Origin of the sequence: Pseudomonas fluorescens HK44, assembly GCF_000217955.3 — a bacterium.
GTDB lineage: Bacteria > Pseudomonadota > Gammaproteobacteria > Pseudomonadales > Pseudomonadaceae > Aquipseudomonas > Aquipseudomonas fluorescens_AQ.
Genome location: NZ_AFOY02000009.1, coordinates 188,009 through 212,109 on the forward strand (window position 1 = coordinate 188,009; position 24,101 = coordinate 212,109).

25 protein-coding genes are annotated in these 24,101 nt (G+C 59.6%); 7 read left to right on the top strand and 18 right to left on the bottom strand.

Annotated features, from left to right (window positions below; all coding sequences use genetic code 11):
• Window positions 1-174 precede the first annotated feature (174 nt).
• From HK44_RS09470 to HK44_RS09480, 3 genes are all read right to left on the bottom strand, one after another.
• The gene (locus HK44_RS09470; protein ID WP_019692027.1) at window positions 175-1,281 is read right to left on the bottom strand and encodes an NADH:flavin oxidoreductase/NADH oxidase; all 1,107 of its coding nucleotides are present in this window, start codon (window positions 1,279-1,281) and stop codon (window positions 175-177) included.
• Between the two features lie 360 nt (window positions 1,282-1,641).
• Window positions 1,642-3,351, bottom strand: coding sequence for a single-stranded-DNA-specific exonuclease RecJ (gene recJ, locus HK44_RS09475; protein WP_019692026.1), 1,710 nt, complete (start codon window positions 3,349-3,351; stop codon window positions 1,642-1,644).
• A gap of 66 nt (window positions 3,352-3,417) precedes the next feature.
• Complete coding sequence (locus HK44_RS09480; protein ID WP_019692025.1) at window positions 3,418-3,960, bottom strand: YaeQ family protein; 543 nt, start codon at window positions 3,958-3,960, stop codon at window positions 3,418-3,420.
• Window positions 3,961-4,109: 149 nt separating this feature from the next.
• Here HK44_RS09480 and HK44_RS09485 point away from each other — a divergent pair, with 149 nt between their 5' ends.
• Window positions 4,110-5,309 (top strand): CaiB/BaiF CoA transferase family protein, encoded by a 1,200-nt coding sequence (locus HK44_RS09485; RefSeq protein ID WP_019692024.1) that lies wholly within the window; start codon window positions 4,110-4,112, stop codon window positions 5,307-5,309.
• Window positions 5,263-6,216, top strand: a complete 954-nt coding sequence (locus HK44_RS09490; RefSeq protein ID WP_019692023.1) for a TIGR02285 family protein — start codon at window positions 5,263-5,265, stop codon at window positions 6,214-6,216. The genes HK44_RS09485 and HK44_RS09490 overlap by 47 nt, the downstream gene beginning before the upstream one ends.
• Window positions 6,217-6,383: 167 nt before the next feature.
• Here HK44_RS09490 and HK44_RS09495 read toward each other — a convergent pair whose 3' ends face one another.
• The 10 genes from HK44_RS09495 to ffh form a co-directional block, all read right to left on the bottom strand.
• Window positions 6,384-6,671: a DUF3509 domain-containing protein gene (locus HK44_RS09495; RefSeq protein WP_019692022.1), complete on the bottom strand. Its 288-nt coding sequence runs from the start codon at window positions 6,669-6,671 to the stop codon at window positions 6,384-6,386.
• Between the two features lie 254 nt (window positions 6,672-6,925).
• The gene (thrC, locus tag HK44_RS09500; RefSeq protein ID WP_019692021.1) at window positions 6,926-8,335 is read right to left on the bottom strand and encodes a threonine synthase; all 1,410 of its coding nucleotides are present in this window, start codon (window positions 8,333-8,335) and stop codon (window positions 6,926-6,928) included.
• A gap of 66 nt (window positions 8,336-8,401) precedes the next feature.
• The gene (locus tag HK44_RS09505) at window positions 8,402-9,706 is read right to left on the bottom strand and encodes a homoserine dehydrogenase (RefSeq protein WP_019692020.1); all 1,305 of its coding nucleotides are present in this window, start codon (window positions 9,704-9,706) and stop codon (window positions 8,402-8,404) included.
• Between the two features lie 136 nt (window positions 9,707-9,842).
• A complete protein-coding gene (locus tag HK44_RS09510) occupies window positions 9,843-10,574 on the bottom strand; it encodes a DsbC family protein (RefSeq protein WP_019692019.1) in 732 nt (243 codons plus the stop codon).
• A gap of 334 nt (window positions 10,575-10,908) precedes the next feature.
• Entirely contained in the window at window positions 10,909-11,805 is an 897-nt protein-coding gene (xerD, locus tag HK44_RS09515) for a site-specific tyrosine recombinase XerD (RefSeq protein ID WP_019692018.1), read from the bottom strand.
• A gap of 156 nt (window positions 11,806-11,961) precedes the next feature.
• A complete protein-coding gene (gene rplS, locus HK44_RS09520; protein WP_003175895.1) occupies window positions 11,962-12,312 on the bottom strand; it encodes a 50S ribosomal protein L19 in 351 nt (116 codons plus the stop codon).
• 45 nt (window positions 12,313-12,357) lie between these two features.
• Complete coding sequence (trmD, locus tag HK44_RS09525; protein ID WP_019692017.1) at window positions 12,358-13,110, bottom strand: tRNA (guanosine(37)-N1)-methyltransferase TrmD; 753 nt, start codon at window positions 13,108-13,110, stop codon at window positions 12,358-12,360.
• Between the two features lie 2 nt (window positions 13,111-13,112).
• Window positions 13,113-13,652, bottom strand: a complete 540-nt coding sequence (rimM, locus tag HK44_RS09530; protein WP_019692016.1) for a ribosome maturation factor RimM — start codon at window positions 13,650-13,652, stop codon at window positions 13,113-13,115.
• A gap of 5 nt (window positions 13,653-13,657) precedes the next feature.
• The gene (gene rpsP, locus HK44_RS09535) at window positions 13,658-13,909 is read right to left on the bottom strand and encodes a 30S ribosomal protein S16 (RefSeq protein ID WP_019692015.1); all 252 of its coding nucleotides are present in this window, start codon (window positions 13,907-13,909) and stop codon (window positions 13,658-13,660) included.
• A 249-nt stretch (window positions 13,910-14,158) separates the two neighbouring features.
• Entirely contained in the window at window positions 14,159-15,535 is a 1,377-nt protein-coding gene (gene ffh / locus HK44_RS09540; RefSeq protein ID WP_019692014.1) for a signal recognition particle protein, read from the bottom strand.
• Between the two features lie 208 nt (window positions 15,536-15,743).
• Here ffh and HK44_RS09545 point away from each other — a divergent pair, with 208 nt between their 5' ends.
• From HK44_RS09545 to HK44_RS09555, 3 genes are all read left to right on the top strand, one after another.
• Window positions 15,744-16,556 carry a cytochrome C assembly family protein gene (locus tag HK44_RS09545; protein ID WP_019692013.1) on the top strand — a complete coding sequence of 271 codons (813 nt, stop codon included), beginning with the start codon at window positions 15,744-15,746 and terminating at the stop codon, window positions 16,554-16,556.
• Between the two features lie 12 nt (window positions 16,557-16,568).
• A complete protein-coding gene (locus HK44_RS09550) occupies window positions 16,569-17,834 on the top strand; it encodes a transporter associated domain-containing protein (RefSeq protein ID WP_019692012.1) in 1,266 nt (421 codons plus the stop codon).
• A gap of 71 nt (window positions 17,835-17,905) precedes the next feature.
• The gene (locus tag HK44_RS09555) at window positions 17,906-19,222 is read left to right on the top strand and encodes an MFS transporter (protein WP_019692011.1); all 1,317 of its coding nucleotides are present in this window, start codon (window positions 17,906-17,908) and stop codon (window positions 19,220-19,222) included.
• Between the two features lie 102 nt (window positions 19,223-19,324).
• Here the strand turns inward: HK44_RS09555 and purT are convergent, their stop codons facing one another.
• The 5 genes from purT to HK44_RS09580 form a co-directional block, all read right to left on the bottom strand.
• Window positions 19,325-20,506: a formate-dependent phosphoribosylglycinamide formyltransferase gene (gene purT, locus HK44_RS09560; protein WP_019692010.1), complete on the bottom strand. Its 1,182-nt coding sequence runs from the start codon at window positions 20,504-20,506 to the stop codon at window positions 19,325-19,327.
• Window positions 20,507-20,605: 99 nt separating this feature from the next.
• Complete coding sequence (locus tag HK44_RS09565) at window positions 20,606-21,073, bottom strand: VUT family protein (protein ID WP_019692009.1); 468 nt, start codon at window positions 21,071-21,073, stop codon at window positions 20,606-20,608.
• A gap of 234 nt (window positions 21,074-21,307) precedes the next feature.
• On the bottom strand, window positions 21,308-21,523 hold the full coding sequence (locus HK44_RS09570) for a DUF1289 domain-containing protein (RefSeq protein ID WP_019692008.1): 216 nt from the start codon (window positions 21,521-21,523) through the stop codon (window positions 21,308-21,310).
• The gene (locus HK44_RS09575; RefSeq protein ID WP_007936184.1) at window positions 21,520-22,044 is read right to left on the bottom strand and encodes a gamma carbonic anhydrase family protein; all 525 of its coding nucleotides are present in this window, start codon (window positions 22,042-22,044) and stop codon (window positions 21,520-21,522) included. Before HK44_RS09575 ends, HK44_RS09570 begins: the two co-directional genes overlap by 4 nt.
• Before the next feature lie 66 nt (window positions 22,045-22,110).
• Window positions 22,111-22,710: a CoA pyrophosphatase gene (locus HK44_RS09580; protein ID WP_019692007.1), complete on the bottom strand. Its 600-nt coding sequence runs from the start codon at window positions 22,708-22,710 to the stop codon at window positions 22,111-22,113.
• A 147-nt stretch (window positions 22,711-22,857) separates the two neighbouring features.
• Between HK44_RS09580 and HK44_RS09585 the strand changes: the two genes are divergently transcribed.
• Window positions 22,858-23,409, top strand: a complete 552-nt coding sequence (locus HK44_RS09585; protein ID WP_019692006.1) for an NUDIX hydrolase — start codon at window positions 22,858-22,860, stop codon at window positions 23,407-23,409.
• Between the two features lie 39 nt (window positions 23,410-23,448).
• Window positions 23,449-23,952 (top strand): L,D-transpeptidase family protein, encoded by a 504-nt coding sequence (locus HK44_RS09590; RefSeq protein ID WP_019692005.1) that lies wholly within the window; start codon window positions 23,449-23,451, stop codon window positions 23,950-23,952.
• Window positions 23,953-24,101 lie beyond the last annotated feature (149 nt).

Below are 24,101 nucleotides of genomic sequence, written 5' to 3' on the forward strand. Positions count from 1 at the left end.
CTGGACGGGGCCCATCGCGGGCAAGCCTTGCTCCTACGGAATCTACCTCGTCGACACCGCTCCCCCGTAGGAGCTGAGCTTGCTCGCGATGAGGCCAGCAAAGCCAATAAAAATTTCCGCCAGACAAGCAAGCCCCGGCCAAACAACCGGGGCTTTTCGTTTTTGCAGTGTCACTCAGTCCCGCAAATCCGACTCATGGATCGGCTGATCGCGACTCGTCGCCCGTTGATACTGCGCCGGCCAGATGGCTTTGCGGCCACCCAGGTCGTCGTCGGCGTGCAGTGGCCAATACGGGTCGCGTAACAGTTCGCGAGCCAGCAGGATGATGTCGGCCTGACAGGTGCGCAGAATGTGTTCGGCTTGCGCGGGCTCGGTAATCAATCCGACGGTGCCGGTGGCAATTCCCGACTCCTTGCGCACGCGCTCGGCAAACCGCGTCTGATAACCCGGCCCGGTCGGGATCTCCGCATTCGCTGCAGTGCCGCCGGACGACACGTCGATCAGATCGACCCCCAACGCTTTCAAGCGCCGCGCCAGCTCCACGGTTTCATCCGGGTTCCAGCCATCTTCAACCCAATCGGTGGCCGATACACGAACGAACAATGGCAACTCTTCAGGCCAGACCGCGCGTACCGCCTCGGTCACTTGCAGCACCAGACGAATGCGGTTTTCGAAAGACCCGCCGTACTGATCACGGCGCTGATTGCTCAGCGGCGACAAAAATTGATGTAGCAGATAGCCGTGAGCCGCATGCACTTCAACCACTTTGAAGCCTGCGGTCAGTGCACGCTTGGCCGACTCGACGAATGCCTGAATCACCTCGGCGATTTGTGCCTCGGTCAGTGGTGTGGGTGGTGTGTGTTGAGGGTCGAAGGCTATCGGCGAGGCGCCGACCGGGGTCCAGCCGCCATCCGCCGGTTTGACACTGCCGTGTTTGCCCAGCCACGGCCGGTGAGTGCTGGCCTTGCGTCCGGCATGGGCCAGTTGAATACCGGCGACCGCGCCTTGGGCAGTGATAAACCGGGTGATGCGTTGCAGTGGTTCGATCTGTTCGTCGTTCCACAGGCCCAGGTCCTGGGCGGTGATCCGACCCTCGGCGGTGACTGCCGTGGCTTCGGTAAAGACCAGGCCGGCCCCGCCCACGGCACGGCTGCCGAGGTGGACCAGATGCCAGTCATTGGCCAGTCCATCGACGCTGGAGTATTGGCACATCGGCGACACCGCGATGCGGTTGAGCAGGGTCAATTGACGAAGGGTATACGGTTCAAGCAGCAGACTCATGGGGCACCTCTCAAATCAGTGGGCAGGCTCCAGGGTTCTGTTTGAATAGTCGACGAGTGACAGGAAAGGATATGGCACCCGCCCCCGCGGGTAAAAAATGGACAAAACGTCACAAGGCCAATCAAGCAGTGATTAGAGCCTAGACGACATCGAGGGATCAGGGAGGGCTCATTAGTAGCCAGAGCGAAACCTGTGGCGAGGGAGCTTGCTCCCGCTGGGGCGCGGAGCGGCCCTAAATGCGTTTTGTCTGACGCATGTCGGTAAGTGGTTTTACGACTGCTGCGCCCGAGCGCGGACCGGCCAGCGGGAGCAAGCTCCCTCGCCACAAAGGCCTCATTGAAACTTCTGCTGGAACCGGGTTCAGCGCGGTTCGATATGGGCAATCATCAGCTGGACGGTTTCCTGGCCGCGGAATTCATTGACGTCTAGCTTGTAGGCCAGCTCGACCCAGCGAATGGTCGGGTTCGGCCAGACGTCGCGGTCGATGCCAAACGCAATGCCGTCGAGTTTCACCGAACCACATTCGCTTTTCAGCACCACTTTGAGGTGACGCTCACCGACCACTCGCTGCTCGACCAACTGGAACACCCCGTGAAACAGCGGTTCCGGGAAGTGTTGGCCCCAGGGACCGGCATGGCGCAGGGCGCGGGCCAGTTCCAGGTGAAATTCTTCGACTGCCAGGGTGCCGTCCGACAGCAACCGCCCGGTCAGGTCCTCTTCACGCATTTGCCGACGAACTTCCGCGTCGAAGGCCACGGCAAACAACGGGAAATTCGCTTCCGGTAACGTCAGGCCCGCCGCCATGGCGTGGCCACCGTACTTGCTGATCAGATTTGGATGCTGCGCCGCCACCACACTCAAGGCGTCACGAATATGAAAGCCCTGCACGGAACGTCCCGAGCCCTTGAGCATGCCGTCACCGGCGTCGGCAAAGGCGATGGTCGGACGGAAATAACGCTCTTTCATACGCGACGCGAGAATCCCGATGACGCCCTGGTGCCACTCGGGGTCAAACAGGCACAAGCCGAAGGGCATCGACTCCAGCGGCAAGTCCTTGAGCTGGGCCAACGCTTCGCGCTGCATGCCCTGTTCGATGGATTTGCGGTCCTGATTCATGCCGTCGAGTTGCGCAGCCATTTCACGGGCCATCGCCACGTCTTCGGTCAGCAGGCATTCGATGCCCAGGCTCATGTCGTCCAGACGCCCCGCCGCGTTCAGGCGCGGGCCGAGAATGAACCCCAGGTCGGTCGAGGTAATGCGCGAGTGATCACGCTTGGCCACTTCGAGAATCGCCTTGATGCCCGGTCGAGCCCGGCCAGCGCGAATCCGCTCCAGGCCCTGATGCACCAGAATCCGGTTGTTGGCATCCAGCGGCACCACGTCGGCAACACTGCCCAGCGCCACCAGATCCAGCAACTCACCGATGTTCGGCTGCGGCTTGCTCTCGTACCAGCCCAGGCTGCGCAAGCGTGCACGCAACGCCATCAGCACATAGAAAATCACCCCGACCCCGGCCAGCGCTTTGCTCGGAAACTCGCATCCGGGCTGGTTCGGATTGACGATGGCATCGGCCAACGGCAGCTCGTCGCCGGGCAAGTGGTGATCGGTGACCAAAACCTTGAGCCCGGCCTTTTTCGCCGCCGTCACGCCCTCGACGCTGGATATGCCGTTGTCCACGGTGATCAGCAACTGTGGCTCGCGCTGCAACGCCACCGCAACGATTTCCGGGGTCAGGCCGTAGCCGTACTCGAAACGATTGGGCACCAGATAATCGACGTGAGCCGCGCCGAGCAGACGCAGTCCCAACAGGCCAACGGTGCTGGCAGTCGCGCCATCGGCATCGAAGTCGCCAACGATCAGAATCCGTTGACGCTGCTCCAGCGCTACCACCAGCAAGTCCACCGCGGCCTCGATGCCCTTGAGCTGTTGATACGGGATCAAGCGCGCCAGGCTCTTGTCCAGTTCCGCCTCCGACTGCACACCCCGCGCCGCGTATAAACGGGTCAGCAGGGGTGGGATATCACCGAGGAATGGCAGGGTGTCGGGCAATAGGCGAGGTTCGATGCGCATGGGGTGACAGGTGCTTCTCTTGAATACGTAGGATAAAACCGGGTGATGCGATCCTGCGGCGAAAAATCAGCCGCGCTCGCCCGCCAACCATTGCAGCTGGACTTCGTGTTGACCACGGTCGTCAGTGACGAAGATCGTCCCTTCGCTGATCATCACGTCCCACTTGATAACGCGGGGCATGTCCTTGGCCAGGGTTTCCAGGACTTCCTGAGGAACCGCGGCAATGTTGACGTTTTTCAGGTTTTTTACCGCCGGAACCACTTTGGTTTCCCAGACGCGCAAGCTGCCGTAGGCCAACAGGCTGGTGCGTTCGGTACGACGCGAGCACCAGGTCAGACGATCGGCGTCTGGCTGGCCGACTTCGATCCAGTGCAGAACGCGGTCATCCAGGCTCTTTTCCCACAAGGCTGGCTCGTCCACTTCCGACAGACCACGGCCAAAGGACAGCTGCTCGTTGTACCAGAGGGCGTAGGCCAATAGCCGCACGGTCATGCGTTCTTCGGTTTCCGAAGGGTGGCGGGCTATGGTCTGCTTGACGCTCTCGTACACGCTGCGGTCGAGGTCGGTAAGGTTCAGTTCAAACTTGTAGGTCGTGGACGGCTGGGCCATGAACGGGCTTCTTGATACGAGGAAAGGCGGCAAGTCTAACCGATGCCGGGGTCAATCAACGAATCATGACGGCCATCAAGCGTGGGCGATGAGCTCCTGCCTATGATAAAACGATCTACTCGCTCAGCCTTTGTCCTACAGGATTGACCATGCCGCTCACCGCCAAGCCCCTTGCCGGCCTGAAAATCATCGAACTCGGTACTTTGATCGCCGGCCCTTTCGCCTCGCGTATTTGTGCCGAATTCGGCGCCGAAGTGATCAAGATCGAATCTCCGGATGGCGGTGACCCGTTGCGCAAGTGGCGCAAACTCTACGAGGGCACTTCACTGTGGTGGTTCGTCCAGGCGCGCAACAAGAAGTCCCTGACGCTGAACCTCAAGCACCCCGACGGCCTCGCGATCCTCAAGCAGTTGCTCAGCGAAGCCGATATCCTGATCGAAAATTTCCGCCCCGGTGTACTGGAAAAACTCGGCCTGGGCTGGGACGTGCTGCATGCGCTGAACCCGAAACTGGTGATGGTCCGTCTGTCGGGCTTTGGGCAAACCGGGCCGATGAAGGATCAACCGGGCTTCGGCGCGGTGGGCGAATCCATGGGCGGTTTGCGTTACATCACCGGCTTCGAGGATCGACCGCCAGTGCGCACCGGGATTTCCATCGGTGACTCGATTGCCGCGCTGTGGGGCGTGATCGGCGCGCTGATGGCCTTGCGTCACCGTGAGGTCAACGGTGGTCAAGGGCAAGTGGTGGACGTGGCGTTGTACGAAGCGATCTTCGCCATGATGGAAAGCATGGTCCCGGAGTTCGATGTGTTCGGGTTTATCCGCGAGCGCACCGGCAACATCATGCCCGGCATCACGCCCTCCTCCATCCACACCAGCGCCGACGGCAAGCACGTGCAGATCGGTGCCAATGGCGATGCAATCTTCAAGCGCTTCATGCAGACCATCGGCCGCGACGACCTGGCCAACGATCCAGCGCTTGCCAGCAACGATGGCCGCGATAGCCGTCGCGATGAATTGTATGGGGTCATTGATCGCTGGGTCAGTTCATTGCCGCTGGATGCAGTGATCGAGCAGTTGAACCTGGCCGAAGTGCCGGCCAGCCGAATCTTCAGCGCCGAAGACATGTTCAGCGACCCGCAATTTCTTGCCCGGGAAATGTTCCTGCAAGCCAAGCTGCCCGACGGCAAGGACTTCAAGATGCCGGGCATCGTGCCAAAACTTTCGCAAACGCCGGGTGCTTGCGAATGGGTCGGCGCAGAGCTGGGTGAACATAACGCGCAGGTGCTGAACGAGCTTGGTTATGACGCGCAACAAATCGCACGGCTGCGTGCCGATGGGGCTATCTAAACTGAAGGGATTGTCATTGATTCACCAGTGTGTGGCGCAACACCTGCGCTTGCTGGGTTTCGGCGCAACACTTTCGTGCTTGCTGGCAATCCCCTCAGCCGCTCAAGCCAAGGACTCGCTGATCTGGTTGATGCGCGATTTACCGCCGCTGACGATTTTCGACGGACCGCAAAAAAACCAGGGCGTGATCGACCGGTTGTTACCGGCGTTGATCGCCAGCATGCCCGAGTACCAACACACAACGTTTCGGGTCAACCGCGCGCGCGGCATGCAAATGCTCCTGGAACCCAGCTTCACCTGCGATCCTTCGCTGCTGTGGAGCCCGGAACGGGCAAAACACATCACCTATTCCATCGTGGCCTATCGAGTCCCCGCCAACGGCATTGTGATACGCCATGCGGACCGCGAAGCACTTGCGCCCTTCATCATCGGCAACAGCGTCGATCTGGAACGGTTGCTGGCGGATCGGGACAAGAAACTGGGAGTGATCGCCGAACGCAGCTACGGCCAGGTCGTTGACCGCCTGCTGCAACAGGCACCGAGCAACAGCCTGGCAGCCCATTACGGTAACGATGCCCTAGGCAGTCTGCTGCAAATGCAGCGCCTGGGTCGTTTGACCGCCCTGCTGGGGTACTGGTCGGAAATTCGTTATCAGGCGCAACAGCAAGGCATTTCGCCCGACGAACTGGAGTTCTACAGGCTTCGCGGCACGGACAAGTACCAGTCGATTCATATTGCTTGCTCGGATACCGAGCAGGGTCGTCAGGCCATCACTCACATAAACACACTATTGCGCGGACCGGGACAGACCAGGCTGGTCGAGTTTTACGCCCAATGGCTCGACCCGAAAATGCGCAGCGAATATCTGGAAGATGCCAAGCGGTTTTTCCAGAATGAGACACCCTGACCAAACGCCAGGCAAAAGAAACCCCGAGAAGTGGGGAGACGACTCGGGGTTAAACGTGGCCTGCAAAGACCCGCCCAACAAGCGACAGGCACCGGAGCACAATGCCTGCTCTTGATGATACAGGGTCTGACTAACCTGATTGCGGGAAGGTTCCCGCAAAAAACAAATCAGCTTCTGCCAGCCAGACGTTTGTCTTGCGCAACATTGCGCAGCGCCGCAATCACGCTGGGCTCAAGCCGTCCTTCGGCGATCAACAAGTCGCGGTGCAATCCGTCGACAACATCTGTCAGCAGCCGATTATCCGTGAACTGCGCCTGATTGAACTCATGTTCGACCACAATGGCGCCAGCGCTACTCTTCAATGTCACCAGGCATTCGCCATGAGCACCTGACGGGGTCAGCGTTACCTGATACGGGCTCAATGCCTCACCCAGCAATAGGCTGATACTTTCCATCTCGATCACCACTCAATAGTCCGAAAACAAATTGCCAAGGGCGTGGTAAATGACCACTGGCCCGAGAAGAAAGTTCTGAACTCGACTGACGGCCTGTTGCTTTACCCTGAGTCTTCAGAGCATGCATGGGAAAGATGACAGGAAAAAAACAGCAGGTTAAACGGGTGCTGGAGGAGCGGCCCCACGACAAGTGCGCCATGCAGAAACGAGGAAGCCCGTCAGGAGACGGGCTTCAACATGCGACAGGAACCCTGTCAGAGTGGCTTGCCGCGGTTGCCATGCTGGCTGACAAAAGCCTGCACGGCTTTCAGGTCATTTGGCAAAACGGTGCAGCGCTCATCTCGCTCGAACAAATCAGAAAGATGGGCAGGCAGTTCAAGCGCTTTTCCTATACCGGCTTTTTCGACGGCTTCAGGGAATTTGACCGGATGGGCCGTTCCCAGAATCACCATCGGGATATCCAGGCTACGACGGCACTCACGCGCAGCCTTGACGCCGATGGCTGTGTGCGGATCGAGCAGCTCACCGGTTTGTGCGAAGACTTCAGCGATGGTCTCGCAGGTTTGCGCGTCATCCACGGCCAGCGAGTCGAAGAGTTTGCGCGCTTCGGTCCAGCGCTCTTGCTCGACGCTGAAACCGCCACCTTGCTTGAAGGTGTCCATCAGGCCGGCAATCGCGGCGCCGTTGCGACCGTGCAGGTCGAACAGCAGGCGTTCGAAGTTCGACGAGACCATGATGTCCATCGACGGCGACAGCGTGGCGTGCAGGGTTTCCTTGACGTACTGATTGCCGCTCATGAAGCGGTGCAGAATGTCGTTGCGGTTGGTGGCGACGATCAACTGATTGATCGGCAGGCCCATGTTGCGCGCCAGATAGCCGGCGAAGATGTCACCGAAGTTGCCGGTTGGCACCGAGAACGACACCGAGCGCGCCGGGCCGCCCAACTGCAGGGCTGCGTGGAAGTAGTAGACGATCTGGGCCATGATCCGCGCCCAGTTGATCGAGTTCACGGCCACCAGACGCGTGCCCTTGAGGAAGCTCTGGTCGGCGAAGCTCGCCTTGACCATTTCCTGGCAGTCATCGAAATTGCCTTCGATGGCGATGTTGTGGATGTTCTCGCCGAAGATAGTGGTCATCTGGCGACGCTGCACTTCGGACACGCGGTTGTGCGGGTGCAGGATGAAGATGTCGACGTTTTCGCAGTGCTTGCAGCCTTCGATGGCGGCTGAACCGGTATCGCCCGAGGTGGCGCCGACGATGACCACGCGTTCACTGCGTTTCTCCAGCACGTAGTCAAGCAGACGACCGAGCAATTGCAGGGCGAAGTCCTTGAACGCCAGGGTCGGGCCGTGAAACAGCTCCAGCACCCATTCGTTGCCGTTCAACTGACGCAATGGCGCCACGGCGCTGTGAGAGAACACACCGTACGTTTCTTCGAGGATTTTTTTGAAGTCGGCATCCGGGATGCTGCCGGTGACAAACGGGCGCATCACCCGCAAAGCCAGCTCGTGATACGGCAGGCCGGCCCAGGAAGCGATTTCTTCCTGGGTGAAACGTGGCAGGTTTTCCGGTACGTACAGACCGCCGTCAGTGGCCAGACCGGCCAGCAGCACGTCTTCGAAATTCAGGGCCGGTGCCTGGCCGCGGGTACTGATATAACGCATGACTGGCTCCACAATTCAGAGTTCGCAAACCCGGGCTCGTGCACGAGCCCGGTGAACGATAACGACTTAGTTCAGGTGCTCGACACGGATCCGCACCACCGGACCGACCACGTCCGCCAAGGCTTCGAGGGCGGCGATCGCATCATTCATGCGCTGTTCCTGCACACGGTGGGTCAGCAGGATCATTGGCACCAGGCCGTCGTGTTCTTCGACTTCCTTTTGCATGATCGATTCGATGTTGATGCCACGCTGCGACAGAATGCTCGCGACCTGGGCCAGCACGCCCGGATGATCCTTGGCCTGGATGCGCAGGTAGTAGGCACTTTCGCAGGCTTCGATCGGCAGGATCGGGTGGGCCGACAGCGAATCCGGCTGGAAGGCCAGGTGTGGTACGCGGTTTTCCGGGTCGCTGGTCATGGCGCGAACCACATCCACCAGGTCGGCGATGACCGACGAAGCGGTCGGTTCCATACCGGCGCCCGCACCGTAGAACAGGGTCGAACCGGCAGCATCACCATTGACCATCACTGCGTTCATCACGCCGTTGACGTTGGCGATCAGGCGATCGGCCGGGATCAGCGTCGGGTGCACGCGCAGTTCGATGCCGGCAGCGGTGCTACGCGCCACGCCCAGGTGCTTGATGCGATAGCCCAGCGCTTCGGCGTAATTCACATCAGCGGTAGTCAGCTTGGTGATGCCTTCGGTGTAGGCCTTGTCGAATTGCAGCGGGATGCCGAATGCGATGGAGGCCAGGATCGTCAGCTTGTGCGCCGCATCGATGCCTTCGACGTCGAAGGTCGGATCGGCTTCGGCGTAACCCAGGGCTTGCGCCTCGGCGAGTACGTCTTCAAAGGTCCGGCCCTTCTCACGCATTTCGGTGAGGATAAAGTTGCCGGTGCCGTTGATGATCCCGGCGACCCAGTTGATACGGTTGGCCGACAGGCCTTCACGAATCGCCTTGATTACCGGAATGCCACCGGCTACCGCGGCTTCGAACGCGACGATCACGCCTTTCTCGCGGGCCTTGGCGAAAATTTCATTACCGTGAACAGCAATCAGTGCCTTGTTCGCGGTGACCACATGCTTGCCATTCTCGATGGCTTTGAGTACCAGCTCGCGGGCAACGGTGTAGCCGCCCATCAGCTCTATAACGATGTCGATCTCAGGGTTCGTGGCCACTTCGAAGACATCGTTGGTAATCGCAATACCGGTCGTCTGGAACTGAGGCTTTGGCGTGCGCATGGCAATTTGTGCCACTTGGATTCCACGCCCGGCACGACGAGCAATTTCCTCGGCGTTGCGCTGAAGTACGTTGAAGGTACCGCCACCGACGGTCCCTAACCCACAGATGCCTACTTTGACCGGTTTCACTGTGAACTCCCCATAAAACGGCCGACTCAAGGTCGGCCGTGGAAAACAGCCGCACAGCGTGCGGCTCTCTATTAATGGAGCGCCGACTTCTGTCGCCGCTCCATGATCGTCAAAGGCTTACCGTGACGACGCAGGATTATTTCGCACTCAGTGCCAGTTTGGCGACTTGTGGTGCTGGCTGGTAGCCCGGAATCACTTGGCCATCGGCCAAAACGATGGCCGGTGTACCGTTCACGCCGATCGACTGACCCAGGGCGAACTGCTTGGAAACCGGGTTGGCGCACTTGGCAGCCTTGATTTCCTTGCCGTCGACCATGTTGTCCATCGCCGCTTTTTTGTCAGCAGAGCACCAGACCGCTTGCAGTTGTTCATCGCCCGGCGAGCCGAGGCCCTGGCGCGGGAAAGCAACATAACGCACTTCGATGCCCATTTTGTTCAATGCAGGCACTTCGGCGTGCAATTTGTGGCAGTACGGGCAAGTGGTGTCAGTGAATACGGTGATGTGGGTCTTGGTTTCGCCAATCGCCGGGTAAACCACGGTTTCAGCAACCGGAATGCCGTTGATCAGTTTGGAGATACCCAGACGCTCGGCCTTCTCGGTGAGGTTGACCGGTTTGCCGTCCTTGAGCTGGAACACATAGCCCTGAACGATGTACTGGCCGTCGGCGCTTGCGTACAGCACGCGGCTGCCCTTGAGTTTGACTTCGTAGAGACCGGCCAGCGGGCTGGCACTGATGGACTCGATCGGGGTGTCGAGCTGTAGGGTTTCCAGGCTTTTACGAATAGCTTTATCAGCCGCATCATCGGCGATGGCAAAGGTGCTGACCAACGCAATGGCTGCGGCGGCGAAAATCTGGGTCAGACGCATGAGGACTCCTGAAGGCGGGCAAATGAGTCGGCTAGAACGCCGGTACTGGAACACCGGGTCATAACCGCCCATCGTGCAAACCCGCAAAGCCTACCACATAAGGCCCGCGTGGCCGACTGTGGCTGATGCATGACTATATGCAAAGCTCAAAGGCCAATGATCATTGTGGCGAGGGAGCTTGCTCCCGCCGGCCGGTCCGCGCTCGGGCGCAGCAGTCGCAATCCGGCTGCTGCGGCTTACCGGAATAACTGCGGTGACCGGCTTTGGGGCCGCTTCGCACCTCAGCGGGAGCAAGCTCCCTCGCCACAGAATCAAGCTCGCCACCGGTGTTCCGCTAGCCACGTGGGTGGTGTTTGGCGTGCAGGTCCTGCAAACGGGCGCGAGCGACGTGGGTGTAGATCTGCGTGGTCGACAGGTCGCTATGACCGAGCAACATCTGCACCACCCGCAAATCGGCGCCGTGGTTGAGCAGATGGGTGGCAAAGGCGTGGCGCAAGGTATGCGGCGACAGGGACTTGCCGATCCCGGCGACTTTGGCCTGGTGCTTGATGCGATGCCAGAAGGTCTGGCGGGTCATCTGCTCGCCGCGCAGGCTCGGAAACAGCACGTCGCTGGGCCGCCCACCCAGCAATTCGCTACGCGCATCGCGCAGGTAGCGCTCGACCCAGACAATCGCCTCCTCGCCCATCGGCACCAGTCGCTCCTTGCTGCCCTTGCCCATGACCCGCAGTACGCCCTGACGCAGATTGATCTGCTCCAGCGTCAGGCTGATCAGCTCGGTAACCCGCAAGCCGCAGGCATACAGCACTTCCAGCATGGCGCGATCGCGCTGGCCGATTGCTTCGCTCAGATCCGGTGCAGCGAGCAAGGCTTCCACGTCCGCTTCCGACAACGACTTGGGCAACGGCCTGCCGAGTTGCGGCATGTCGACACGCAATGTCGGGTCGACGGCAATCAGCTTTTCACGCAGCAAATAGCGATAGAAGCCACGCACGCCCGAGAGAAACCGCGCAGTCGAGCGGGGTTTGTAGTTTTGCTCGAGGCGCCAGGACAGATGATCGAGGATCAGCTCGCGCCCGGCGTCGAGCAGCTCCAGGCCCCTCTCCTGCAACCAGCCGTTGAACAGGGCCAGATCGCTGCGATAGGCGTCACGGGTGTTATCGGACAGGCCTTTCTCCAACCACAGGGCGTCGAGAAACTGGTCTATCAATGGATGATCGATGGCAGGCATAAAGGCTCAAGCAAGACAGACAACAACGGGAGGGTGGCGAACAGTCTTTCATAGCATGGCCGCTCGCGAAACCATGGCACTTTCAGGAGGAGGAATAAATGACGGGCAACAAAAAAGCAGCCCGTAGGCTGCTTTTTTCTGCATCGGAAGCTGGACTTAAGCCAGTTTTTCCTTGATGCGAGCTGCTTTACCCGACAGGTCACGCAGGTAGTACAGCTTGGCTTTACGTACGTCACCGCGACGTTTAACAGCCATGCTGTCGATTTGCGGGCTGTAGGTCTGGAAAGTACGCTCTACGCCAACACCGTTGGAGATTTTACGAACAGTGAAAGCACTGTTCACACCACGGTTGCGCTTGGCGATTACTACGCCTTCGAACGCTTGCAGACGCGAACGGTCGCCTTCCTTCACTTTCACCTGAACGACAATGGTGTCGCCCGGGGCAAAGGTAGGGATCTCTTTGGTCATCTGCTCTGCTTCGAGTGCAAGGATGATTTTGTTAGTCATGCTGTGCTCCTAAGGTAAATCGTCGGATCTACCATCGATACGTTGTTAACTATCGTCCCGCTCGCGGATGTATTCCTCGAGCAGCTTCTTCTCTTCTCCAGAAAGCGAGCGGCTTTCCAGAAGATCGGCGCGTCGTTCAAAGGTCCTACCAAGGGACTGCTGTAAACGCCAACGCCGGATATGCGCGTGATTGCCACTCAGCAACACGTCGGGAACACGCTGATCCGCATACACCTCAGGTCGGGTGTAGTGCGGGCAATCCAGCAAACCATCCGTAAAGGAATCTTCCTCGGCGGAGTCCGCATGCCCTAAAGCTCCAGGCAGCAGTCGTGTAACCGCATCGATCAGGACCATCGCCGGCAGCTCGCCGCCAGACAGTACATAGTCGCCAATCGACCACTCTTCATCGACATGAGCGTCAATAAAACGCTCGTCAATGCCTTCATAGCGGCCGGCAATCAGGATTAATGCTTCCTCATTCGCCAACTCGCGTACCGCCGACTGAGTCAGCTGACGGCCTTGGGGCGACAGGTAAATTACCTTCGCCGCCTCCCCGGCTGCTGCCTTGGCCTGAACCAGAGCATCTTCCAGGGGCTTGATCTTCATCACCATGCCCGGACCACCGCCAAATGGGCGATCATCCACAGTGTGATGTCGATCCGTTGTGTAGTCTCGCGGATTCCAACAGGTCAGCTGCAACAGCCCCTGTTTCACCGCACGACTGGTGATGCCGTAGTCGCTGATGGCGGAAAACATCTCGGGAAACAAACTGATCACTTCGACGCGCAAGTTAGCCACGCTTAGAAGTCCGCGTCCCAATCCACCTTCATCTCGCCCGCTGCGAGGTCGACAGCCAACACGCATTGCTCCGTATAGGGCAACAGGCGTTCGCGATCATCCAGGCTGCCAGCGCAAGGCTTGACCACCATGACATCATTCGAGCCGGTCTCCAGCAGGTGATCGATCTTCCCGAGCAATTGCCCGAGGTGGTCGATAACCTTCAGACCTTCCAGCTGGTACCAGTAGTACTCGCCGTCGGTCAGATCAGGAAACAGGTTACGCGGCACGCAGATTTCAAAACCGGCCAGAAGACGAGCTTCTTCGCGGTCATCGAGACCTTTGAGCTTCGTGACCAGAAACTTGCCGTTATGTACACGGCCGCTGACCAGCTCTACCTGCCGTACATCGCCTTCGCGCTTGAGCGTCCAGGTTTTGTAGTCCAACAGGTTTCCAATCGGATCAGTAAAGGAAAAGACCTTCACTTCGCCGCGAACGCCATGAATAGAATAAATCTTGCCGATAACGATCAAATCATCAGCATTTGCCGGCGTCGCGTTCATATTGCTCAGGCCGCAGCCTTAGCAGCGTCCTTCAGCAACTGAGCAACACGCTCAGAAGGTTGTGCACCAACGCTCAGCCAGTAGGCTACGCGCTCTTGGTTCACGGACAGGCGGATTTCTTGACCACGAGCGATCGGGTTGAAGAAACCAACTTGTTCTTTGTGCGAACCGTCGCGTGGGTTGCGGCTGTCGGTCACGTTCAAGTGGTAAAACGGGCGCTTTTTGGAGCCGCCAAGGGCAAGACGGATTGTTAGCATGTGAACATAGTTCCTGTAGTCGGTGCTGCAAATCTAAATGCACAGCGGGCATAGGTGCCCGAAAGGCCGCATATTCTAAGGAATATCCGGACTTTTGCAAATGTCTTTTTCCGGCACCTGTCAGTGTGCCATCCAGATTTGCTATAGAGCCGTTGCGAACAACGGCGAGTCAGCTCCCGCCAATGCGGGCTTGCTGTAGGTCCCACGTCCGTGTGGGGCCGCGCCGACATGAATGCCGGCGCGAATCTTTTACATCTTGGGCATGCCGCCGCCGGGCAACATACCGCCCATGCCGCGCATCATTTTGGCCATTCCGCCTTTGGCGGAGAACTTCTTCATCATCTTCTGCATCTGCTTGTGCTGCTTGATCAAGCGACCGATATCCTGCACCTGGGTGCCGGAACCCATGGCGATCCGACGTTTGCGCGAACCGCTGATCAGCTCAGGGTCGCGGCGCTCGGCCGGGGTCATGGAATTGATGATGGCTTCCATCTGCTTGAATTGCTTCTCTGCCGCACCCTGGGCATTGCCCATTTGCGCCAGATTCACCCCGCCAATGTTCGGCAGTTTGTCCATAAGCCCGCCGAGGCCGCCCATGTTCTTCATCTGCTGCAGCTGATCGCGGAAGTCTTCAAGGTCGAAGCCTTTGCCCTTCTTCAGCTTTTTGGCCAGCTTGTCGGCCTTGTCTTTGTCGAGGGTCGCCTCGGCCTGCTCGATCAGGCTGAGCACGTCGCCCATGCCGAGGATACGCGACGCAATACGCTCCGGGTGGAACGGCTCGAGGGCTTCGGTCTTCTCGCCCATACCGATGAACTTGATCGGCTTGCCAGTGATCGCACGCACCGACAGCGCGGCACCGCCACGGGCGTCACCGTCGACCTTGGTCAGGATCACCCCGGTCAGCGGCAGCGCGTCGCCAAAGGCCTTGGCCGTGATGGCGGCGTCCTGGCCAGTCATGGCGTCGACCACGAACAGTGTTTCGACCGGTTTGATCGCCGCGTGCAGGGCCTTGATCTCGCCCATCATCTCTTCGTCGATGTGCAGACGACCGGCGGTATCGACGATGACCACGTCGATGAATTTCAGTCTGGCTTCTTTAATCGCCGCTTCGGCGATGTCGACCGGCTTCTGGCTCAGGTCGGACGGGAAGAACGTCACGCCGATGTCGTTGGCCAGGGTTTCCAGCTGCTTGATCGCGGCCGGGCGGTAAACGTCCGCCGACACCACCATGACCGACTTCTTCTTGCGCTCTTTAAGGAAGCGCGCCAGTTTGCCAGCGGTGGTGGTTTTACCGGCACCTTGCAGACCAGCCATCAAAATGACGGCTGGCGGCACGGCGCTCAGGTTCAAATCTTCGTTGGCCGCGCCCATCAGGCTTTCGAGTTCGGCCTGGACGATCTTCACGAAGGCCTGGCCCGGCGTCAGGCTGCGCGACACCTCGGTGCCGACAGCGCGCTCCTTGACCGAATTGACGAAGTCTTTGACCACCGGCAAGGCGACGTCGGCTTCGAGCAACGCCATGCGCACTTCGCGCAGTGTGTCTTTGATATTGTCCTCGGTCAGCTTGGCCTTGCCGGTGACATGGCGCAGCGTCTGCGAGAGACGGTCGGTTAAGTTTTCAAACATGCGCGATCCTTTCAGGCCCTATGGAGACCGAGGTAATGGCGGCCCAGACCGTGAAAAACATGTGCTCGGCGAGCCTGCGGCGTGGGCAGGTCGCGGATTATAGCGAAGACTGCGTCTGGCGCACACCCGCCGTCTGGTTGAGTGGTCTTTCGTGTCATGTCGGTTGTATGCCAAACTCAGCCTCTTTCGGGCTTGCCTAACAGGATTTATGCTCCCTTTGTCACCCAGTTTGCTCAGCACCCTCGCCGCCGCCTGCTTATATGCCGCTGCGACTCTCTATCAAGGCACTCGTCTGGCCCAAGGCGCCAAGGCGAACAAACGCCTGCTGGTCTCGCTCGGCATCCTTGCCGTGCTGGCCCACAGCGCGAGCCTTCTCACCCACCTGATAACGCCGACTGGCCTGGGTCTGGACTTTTTCAGTGCCGCCAGTCTGATCGCCGCGGCCGTCATCGCGCTGACACTGCTGGCCTGCTCACGGATCCCGGTGGAAAACCTGCTGGTGTTGCTGTTCCCGCTGGGGATGGCCACGGTGCTGCTGGCGCAATTCGCGCCGTCGGGCACCGTGCAGGTGATCGACGAAGAGCCGGGGATTCTTGCGCATATCCTGCTGTCGATCCTCGCCTACGGAATGTTCACCATTGCGGTGTTCCAGGCGTTGCTGCTGTTGGTCCAGGACCACCAGCTCAAGCACAAGCACCCGTCCGGCCTGATCAAGAACTTCCCGCCGCTGCAAACCATGGAAAGCCTGCTGTTCGGCTTCCTCTGGGCCGGCTGGACCCTGCTGTCACTGTCGCTGATCTCCGGCTGGCTGTTCGTCGAAAACCTGTTCGCCCAGCATCTGGTGCACAAGACCCTGCTGGCATGCCTGGCCTGGATCGTGTTCAGCGTGTTGCTGTGGGGTCGCAATCGTCTTGGCTGGCGCGGCCACAAGGCCATTCGCTGGACCCTCGCCGGTTTCTGCCTGCTGATGCTGGCCTATTTTGGCAGCAAGCTGGTCCGCGAATTCATCCTGCACATCTGACGGGTATTCGTTATGGATAACCTGCCCATAGGGCCGCTGCTCGCCGTGCTGGCCCTGCTGATCTTATGGTCGGGGCTGTTCACTGCCATCGAAGCCGCACACCAGCACCTGTTGACTCAGCGCACCGCCTCGCGCTCCGGCGACAAGCCGCTCGCGAAACTCGGTTTCCCGCTCAACAGTCTGATCTTCTGCAATACCCTGTGCCGCGTGCTGGTGGTGGTCATCAGCACCCTGCTGGCGATTTTCGGCTGGGCGGAAAAAGGCCCATGGCTCGCCTGCCTGAGTGCCGCTGCTGCGCTGCTGGTATTTGCCGATTACCTGCCACGCACCCTCGCCAGCCGTTATCCAGACGCCATTCTGGCACTGGGTAACACCCTGCTCGGCGTGCCGCTGAAAATAATTTACCCGGCCGCCTGGCTGCTCAGCGGCATCAGCCAATTGCTGCTCAAGCCCTTCGCACGCAAGATCAAGGTCGTTCAGCAAAGCGAAGACGAGCCACCGGCACCGCAGAACAACGGCACCGACCACGAACACGCAGCCTGCCGCCCACACATGCTGTCGGGCATTCATGCGCTGGACAACATTACCGTCAACGACATCCTGGTACCGCGCAGTGAAGTCGACGGGATCAATCTGGATGACTCGATCGAGGAAATCATCGAACAGCTGCGCGCCAACAAACGCACGCGCTTGCCGGTGTTTCACAGCGATATCAATCAGGTCGAAGCGGTTCTCAATACCCGGCAGATCCGCCATTTGCTGCCCGACGCCAGGCTGACCAAAGAAGCCTTGCTCGACGCGTGCCACGAACCTTACTTCGTCCCGGAAAGCACCCCGCTGCAATTGCAACTGCTGAACTTTCACAAGCAGCAGCGCCGCCTGGGCATGGTGGTCGACGAATACGGCGAAGTAGAAGGCATCGTCACCCTGGAAGACATTCTCGAAGAAATCGTCGGCGAATTCGAAAGCCAGCACAGCCTCGACAATCCGCACATTCACCCGCAGGCCGATGGCCGGTTGGTGATCGAGGGCGCGGCCTCGATTCGTGAACTGAACAAGAGCCTGGGCTGGCACCTGCCGAGCGACGGCCCGAAAACCCTCAACGGACTGGTCACCGAAGCGCTGGAAACCATTCCAGACAGCGCGGTGTGCCTGAAAATCGGGCGTTATCGCCTGGAAATCCTCGAAACCGAAGACAACCGCGTCAGCCGGGTATTGATCTGGCACGTAGCCACTGGCGAGGCCACAAGCCTGCGTTCGGCGGCGAAACCGCTGTAAAACCCACATCCCTGGGTGTTCGACCATAATAATTCGCTCCACCGGAGCACATGACTGTCAGGGATTACCGCATGACGACCAGCACCACTTACAGCGACGCTGCGCCTGCCCAACCGACGAACTCCACCACGCGAGTCGCAACGGCCAGCTTCATTGGCACCGCCATCGAGTTCTACGACTTCTACGTCTACGCCACCGCCGCCGCGCTGGTGATCGGCCCGGTGTTCTTTCCGCAGACCTCCGGCACCGCCCAGATGCTCTCGGCCTTCCTGACCTTCGGTATCGCGTTCCTGGCCCGCCCTTTGGGCTCGGCGCTGTTCGGCCACTTCGGCGACCGCATCGGACGCAAATCCACCCTGGTCGCGTCCCTGCTGCTGATGGGCGTCTGCACCACGCTGATCGGCGTGCTGCCGGGTTACGAGAGCATTGGCGCCTGGGCACCGATCCTGCTCTGCGTGTTGCGCTTCGGCCAGGGCCTTGGACTGGGCGGCGAATGGGGCGGTGCAGCCTTGCTTGCCACTGAAAACGCGCCAAAGGGCAAACGCGCCTGGTTCGGCATGTTCCCGCAACTCGGCCCTTCTATCGGTTTTCTCGCAGCTAACGGGCTGTTCCTGACCCTGGCGATGACCCTGAACGACGAGCAGTTCCGCTCCTGGGGCTGGCGGATTCCGTTCCTGCTCAGCGCCGTGCTGGTGATGGTCGGCCTCTATGTGCGCCTGAAACTGCATGAAACACCGGTCTTCGCCAACGCGATAGCACGCCAGGAACGGGTGAAGATCCCGCTGGTCGAGCTGTTCAGCCAATACTGGGCACCGATGCTGTTGGGTGCGGCGGCGATGGTGGTCTGCTACGCGCTGTTTTACATCTCGACGGTGTTTTCCCTGAGTTACGGTGTTTTGACCCTGGGTTACAGCCGCGAAACCTTTCTCGGCCTGCTGTGCTTCGCCGTGCTGTTCATGGCTGCAGCCACACCACTGTCGGCCTGGGCCAGTGACCGTTTCGGGCGCAAACCGGTGCTGATCATCGGTGGCGTGCTGGCGATTATCTCGGGCTTCACCATGGAACCGCTGCTGACCCACGGCACGACCTGGGGCGTGGCGCTGTTCCTGTGCATCGAGCTGTTCTTGATGGGCGTGACGTTCGCCCCGATGGGCGCGCTGCTGCCAGAGCTGTTCCCCACCCGTGTGCGTTATACCGGCGCGTCGGCGGCCTACAACCTGGGCGGCATTGTTGGCGCTTCGGCTGCACCGTTTTTCGCGCAGAAGCTGGTGGCGATGGGCGGCTTGAGTTGGGTCGGCGGGTATGTGTCAGCCGCAGCGGTGATCAGCCTGATCGCGGTGCTGTGCCTGAAAGAGACGCGGCATAACGACCTGAATCAGGTTGCCTGATAGATCGTCATCGCGGGCAAGCCTTGCTCCTACGGATACATGTCGAACACACCATTGTGCATTGACCCAATCCTGTAGGAGCAAGGCTTGCCCGCGATGCTTTTAGAGCTCTACAACGACGGCCTGGGAGGCGCGGGTCGCTTTGGCGCGGGCGGCTTCGATCGACTCGTCACGAGCCAGGGCAACGCCCATGCGGCGCTGACCGTTGACTTCCGGCTTGCCAAACAGACGCAGTGCCGTATCCGGCTCGGCCAGTGCAGCACCCAGGTTGGCGAAAGCGGTCTGGGTCGACTGCCCTTCCACCAGAATCACTGCCGACGCCGATGGGCCGAACTGACGGATCAACGGGATCGGCAAGCCGAGAATCGCCCGTGCATGCAAGGCGAACTGTGACAGGTCCTGAGAAATCAGGGTCACCAGACCGGTGTCGTGCGGACGCGGCGAGACTTCGCTGAACCAGACTTGATCACCCTTGATGAACAGCTCAACGCCAAACAGACCACGGCCACCCAGGGCTTCGGTCACGGCTTTGGCCACGCGCTCGGATTCCGCCAGCGCAACCGGGCTCATGGCTTGCGGCTGCCAGGATTCCTGGTAGTCGCCCTTCTCCTGACGATGGCCGACCGGCGCACAGAACGTGGTGCCACCCACGTGACGAACAGTGAGCAAGGTGATTTCGTAGTCGAAGTCGATGAAGCCTTCGATGATCACCCGACCTTTACCGGCACGACCGCCTTCCTGCGCGTAATCCCAGGCTTTCTGCACGTCATCGACGCTGCGCAGCAGGCTCTGGCCCTTGCCCGAGGAGCTCATGACCGGCTTGACCACGCACGGGAAGCCCAGGTCGTCGACCGCCTTGCGGTAGTCTTCGAAGGTATCGGCGAAGTGGTACGGCGAGGTCGGCAGGTCCAGCTCTTCAGCGGCCAGACGACGAATGCCTTCACGGTTCATGGTCAACTGCGCGGCGCGAGCGGTCGGGATCACGGTGAAGCCTTCAGCTTCCAGTTCAACCAACGTGGCGGTGGCGATGGCTTCGATTTCCGGCACGATGAAGTGCGGCTTCTCGGCTTCGATCACTGCACGCAGGGCGGCGCCGTCGAGCATGTTGATCACGTGGCTGCGATGCGCCACCTGCATCGCCGGCGCGTTGGCGTAGCGATCCACGGCAATCACTTCAACGCCCAGGCGTTGCAGCTCGATCACCACTTCCTTGCCCAACTCACCACAGCCACACAGCAAAACGCGGGTCGCGGTTGGCGACAATGGAGTTCCGATACGGGTCATCTCAGGTCCTCAAAGGAGCGGATCATCGAGGGATGCGGCGCCAGGCGCGCATCCCTTAGGGAGAAAGCGCGGCATTTTACATGAACCTGAGGTTTTGGCTCAGCTTGCCAGCGCGTTCTTGCGCAAACGCCAGGCCATGGCCAGCCAGACGATGGTCACGCCGGCGAATTTCGAGCCCAGGGCGGTGAGGATCACGCCCGGCGTCAGGGCATCGATCATGCCGAAGAAAATGAAGGTATCCAGTGGAATGCTCAGCGCCGAACTTATCCACAGACGGTCGTGCAACGGGCGCTTGGTGATGCTGAATACCAGCCAGTCAATGCACTCCGAAACAGCGAAGGCAATGGCGCTGGCCAGGGCAATGGACGGATCGGAGGTGATGTAGGACAGCACCAGCGCCGCCAGCATCGCGGCCAGCGCGCCGTGACCGAAACGGGTTTGCACCATGTCGCGCAGCACAAATACCAGGCCACCCCAGGCTGACCAGATGATGTCCAGGTGCGGGGCAGTGGAAAAGGCGTAGTTAATCAGCACGACGCTGCTGATGTAAGCGATCAGGAAGAGCATGGTGCGCGGGGATACCTGTCAATTTTGTGCACAGGGTACTTCAGGCAAAGAACTCGGCCAAGTTCAGTACATGAGGCGTACACATCACCTGTGGCGAGGGGGCTTGCCCCCGTTGCGTTGCGAAGCGGCGCAAATACTTGCAACCGCGCTCTGTCAGGCACACCGCATTTACTGATTTTACGGCTGCTGCGCAACCGAGCGGGGGCAAGCCCCCTCGCCACAAAAGCCCCGGACTCAGGAATTGGACTTGGAAGGCAACATCCAAAGCAACCCACTCGACTTGGCCCTTTCATGGCACAACCCCAGCACCTTGCGGCGTTCGTCGTTGTCCATGCGGCTCCAGCGGGTAATCTCCTCCACCGTGCGTTGGCAGCCAGTGCAGATATCGTCCTCATCCAGTGCGCAAATGTTCACGCACGGCGAGCGTACGGGTTTTTCGGTGTCGTTCATTGTTCCTGCTCGACCAGATCGCGGGCATAGCGCTGCGAGTTATGCACATAGTGGGCCGCGCTGGCTTCGAGCATTTTCTTCTGCGGCTCGGTCAGTTCACGCACTACTTTGCCCGGCGAGCCCATGACCAGCGAACCGTCAGGGATTTCCTTGCCTTCGCCGATCAGCGAGTTGGCGCCGATGATGCAGTTCTTGCCGATTTTCGCGCCGTTGAGAATCACCGCGTTGATGCCGATCAGGCTGTAATCGCCTACCGTGCAACCGTGCAGCATCGCGTTGTGGCCGATGGTCACGCCGGTACCAATGGTCAAGGGGTAGCCCATGTCGGTGTGCATCACCGTGCCGTCCTGGACGTTGCTGTTCTTGCCGATCAGGATCAGCTCGTTGTCACCGCGCAACACCGCGTTGAACCAGACATTGGCGCCCTCTTCCAGTTTGACCTTGCCCACCAGCACGGCGTTGGGTGCGACCCAGCTTTGCGGGTGGGTTTCGACGCGGGCGTCGCCCAGGCGGTATTTCATCTTATTGTCCTCAAGGCCAGGCAGGCTCACTTGCAAAACAGGGTTCACGCCATACGCGCGATGGCTTCAAATATTGATAAAGCTTTTCGGCGGTTGATGCAGGCTGATCTGCGCGTCATAGAGCAGGTTGATCAGTTCGACGATCATGATCGCGGTCAGGCCCCAGATCTTGTATTCGCCGAAACGGTAGCTCGGTACATACCAACTGCGGCCCTGATAATCGATGCGGTGCGTGTGTTCACGCGGGTCCTTGCGGAAGAACTCCAGCGGTACGCTGAACACTGCGGCAATTTCGGCATCGTTGGCCCGGTATTCGACGAAGTCCGGAATCACCCCGACATAAGGCGTGACCTTGATCCCGTGCAGGGAGATCAACGGGCTCAGCGGGCCGATGACTTCCACCAGACCCGGTGGCAAGCCGATTTCTTCTTCCGCTTCGCGCAACGCGGTGAAAATCAGGTCCGGGTCTTCCGGATCGCGTCGCCCGCCGGGGAAGGCCACTTCACCGCCGTGGGTCGAGAGCCCGCTGGCACGCAGGGTCAGAACCAGCTCCGGCTCATCACTGCGGGTGATAGGCACCAGGACCGCGGCCTCCGGAAAACGCAGATCGGATTCCAGCGTGCGCGGCGTGTGGTTGCTTACCCGATGCAGTAGCTCGTCCAGCATGAGTGATCTCGACTTGTTCACTGTCTTGCATCATGCACCAAACACATCGACCGCCCAACCCCTGAACCGTGGCATGTCGCTAAACGACAACTTGCCGACAGACACCGCCGCACGCCAAGATAGGCGCAGCATTTTCGGAAGCCCAGCATGAAATTCTGCAGCCAGTGCGGTAACCCGGTCACCCAACGCATTCCCGAAGGCGACTCGCGCCTGCGGTACGTCTGCGACCAGTGCCAGACCATCCATTATCAGAATCCGAATATTGTCGCCGGCTGCCTGCCAACCTGGGGTACTCAGGTACTGTTATGCCGGCGCGCCATTGAGCCGCGCCGCGGTTACTGGACCTTGCCGGCCGGCTTCATGGAAAACGGTGAAACCATCGAACAGGCGGCCATTCGCGAAACCGCCGAAGAAGCCTGTGCACGGGTGCGCAACCTGAACATCTATACACTGATCGATGTGCCGCACATCAGCCAGGTGCATGTGTTCTTTCGCGCAGAGCTGGTGGACCTGGACTTTGCCGCGGGCGAAGAAAGCCTGGAAGTGAGGCTTTTCGAAGAAGCTGACATCCCGTGGTCGGAGCTGGCTTTCCGCACAGTCGGCCGTACCCTAGAATGCTTCTTCGCTGACCGCCGGGTAGAACATTTTCCTGTGCGTTGCGAATCAATTCCTCCGCTTGCTCAGCCTGCGATCACTTAAACTATAAAAGTACGCCGTACTCTCAGGGATATCGTTTTAATGCGCTGGTTGCTTGCGTTCTTCTGCCTGTCGTTCGTTGTTGTTTCCCAGGCCTCCACCACGGAAACCCTGGACGGCAAAACCATAGAAAAAGTGTTGGTGCTCAAATCTGCCCATCAGTTGCAACTGATCAATGATGGCAAGCCACTGCGAACCTATCGCATCTCGCTGGGCAAAAACCCCAAGGGTCCAAAGTTGATGGAGGGTGATCGGCGCACGCCAGAAGGCTTGTATTGGCTGGACTGGCGTAAGGTCAGCGACCGCTTCAACCTGGCCATGCACATTTCCTACCCGAACATCAGCGACTCCGTCCGTTCGCGCCGCGAAGGTGTGCAGCCCGGTGGCATGATCATGATTCACGGCACCCCGGACACTGAAGAAAACCCTGAAGAGCTGTTCCACACCCTGGACTGGACCGACGGCTGCATTGGCATGCGCAACGTCGATATGCGCGAAGTCTGGGGCCTCGTCAAAGACGGCACGATGATCGAAATCCGCCCATAGTCCTCAAACACCCCGATACCTGTGGCGAGGGAGCTTGCTCCCGCTCGGCTGCGAAGCAGTCGTAAAACCGGCTAAGCGTTGTTTCTGGAAATATGGGTTGCCCGGTTTTGGGAGTGCTCCGCACTCCAGCGGGAGCAAGCTCCCTCGCC

What these genes read in the sequence shown, in the direction of transcription:
- thrC (WP_019692021.1), bottom strand. Translation starts at nt 8,335, where the DNA reads ATGCGTTATATCAGTACCCGCGGCCAGGCACCGGCCCTGAATTTCGAA.
- HK44_RS09570 (WP_019692008.1), bottom strand. Translation starts at nt 21,523, where the DNA reads ATGAACGACACCGAAAAACCCGTACGCTCGCCGTGCGTGAACATTTGC.
- recJ (WP_019692026.1), bottom strand. Translation starts at nt 3,351, where the DNA reads ATGCGCATCGAACCTCGCCTATTGCCCGACACCCTGCCATTCCTCGGT.
- HK44_RS09550 (WP_019692012.1), top strand. Translation starts at nt 16,569, where the DNA reads ATGGATAACCTGCCCATAGGGCCGCTGCTCGCCGTGCTGGCCCTGCTG.
- rimM (WP_019692016.1), bottom strand. Translation starts at nt 13,652, where the DNA reads ATGAACGCGACGCCGGCAAATGCTGATGATTTGATCGTTATCGGCAAG.
- xerD (WP_019692018.1), bottom strand. Translation starts at nt 11,805, where the DNA reads ATGCCTGCCATCGATCATCCATTGATAGACCAGTTTCTCGACGCCCTG.
- HK44_RS09580 (WP_019692007.1), bottom strand. Translation starts at nt 22,710, where the DNA reads ATGCTGGACGAGCTACTGCATCGGGTAAGCAACCACACGCCGCGCACG.
- rplS (WP_003175895.1), bottom strand. Translation starts at nt 12,312, where the DNA reads ATGACTAACAAAATCATCCTTGCACTCGAAGCAGAGCAGATGACCAAA.
- HK44_RS09555 (WP_019692011.1), top strand. Translation starts at nt 17,906, where the DNA reads ATGACGACCAGCACCACTTACAGCGACGCTGCGCCTGCCCAACCGACG.
- HK44_RS09490 (WP_019692023.1), top strand. Translation starts at nt 5,263, where the DNA reads ATGACGCGCAACAAATCGCACGGCTGCGTGCCGATGGGGCTATCTAAA.
- HK44_RS09545 (WP_019692013.1), top strand. Translation starts at nt 15,744, where the DNA reads ATGCTCCCTTTGTCACCCAGTTTGCTCAGCACCCTCGCCGCCGCCTGC.
- rpsP (WP_019692015.1), bottom strand. Translation starts at nt 13,909, where the DNA reads ATGCTAACAATCCGTCTTGCCCTTGGCGGCTCCAAAAAGCGCCCGTTT.
- HK44_RS09485 (WP_019692024.1), top strand. Translation starts at nt 4,110, where the DNA reads ATGCCGCTCACCGCCAAGCCCCTTGCCGGCCTGAAAATCATCGAACTC.
- HK44_RS09470 (WP_019692027.1), bottom strand. Translation starts at nt 1,281, where the DNA reads ATGAGTCTGCTGCTTGAACCGTATACCCTTCGTCAATTGACCCTGCTC.
- HK44_RS09585 (WP_019692006.1), top strand. Translation starts at nt 22,858, where the DNA reads ATGAAATTCTGCAGCCAGTGCGGTAACCCGGTCACCCAACGCATTCCC.
- HK44_RS09510 (WP_019692019.1), bottom strand. Translation starts at nt 10,574, where the DNA reads ATGCGTCTGACCCAGATTTTCGCCGCCGCAGCCATTGCGTTGGTCAGC.
- HK44_RS09495 (WP_019692022.1), bottom strand. Translation starts at nt 6,671, where the DNA reads ATGGAAAGTATCAGCCTATTGCTGGGTGAGGCATTGAGCCCGTATCAG.
- HK44_RS09590 (WP_019692005.1), top strand. Translation starts at nt 23,449, where the DNA reads ATGCGCTGGTTGCTTGCGTTCTTCTGCCTGTCGTTCGTTGTTGTTTCC.
- purT (WP_019692010.1), bottom strand. Translation starts at nt 20,506, where the DNA reads ATGACCCGTATCGGAACTCCATTGTCGCCAACCGCGACCCGCGTTTTG.
- ffh (WP_019692014.1), bottom strand. Translation starts at nt 15,535, where the DNA reads ATGTTTGAAAACTTAACCGACCGTCTCTCGCAGACGCTGCGCCATGTC.
- HK44_RS09565 (WP_019692009.1), bottom strand. Translation starts at nt 21,073, where the DNA reads ATGCTCTTCCTGATCGCTTACATCAGCAGCGTCGTGCTGATTAACTAC.
- HK44_RS09480 (WP_019692025.1), bottom strand. Translation starts at nt 3,960, where the DNA reads ATGGCCCAGCCGTCCACGACCTACAAGTTTGAACTGAACCTTACCGAC.
- HK44_RS09575 (WP_007936184.1), bottom strand. Translation starts at nt 22,044, where the DNA reads ATGAAATACCGCCTGGGCGACGCCCGCGTCGAAACCCACCCGCAAAGC.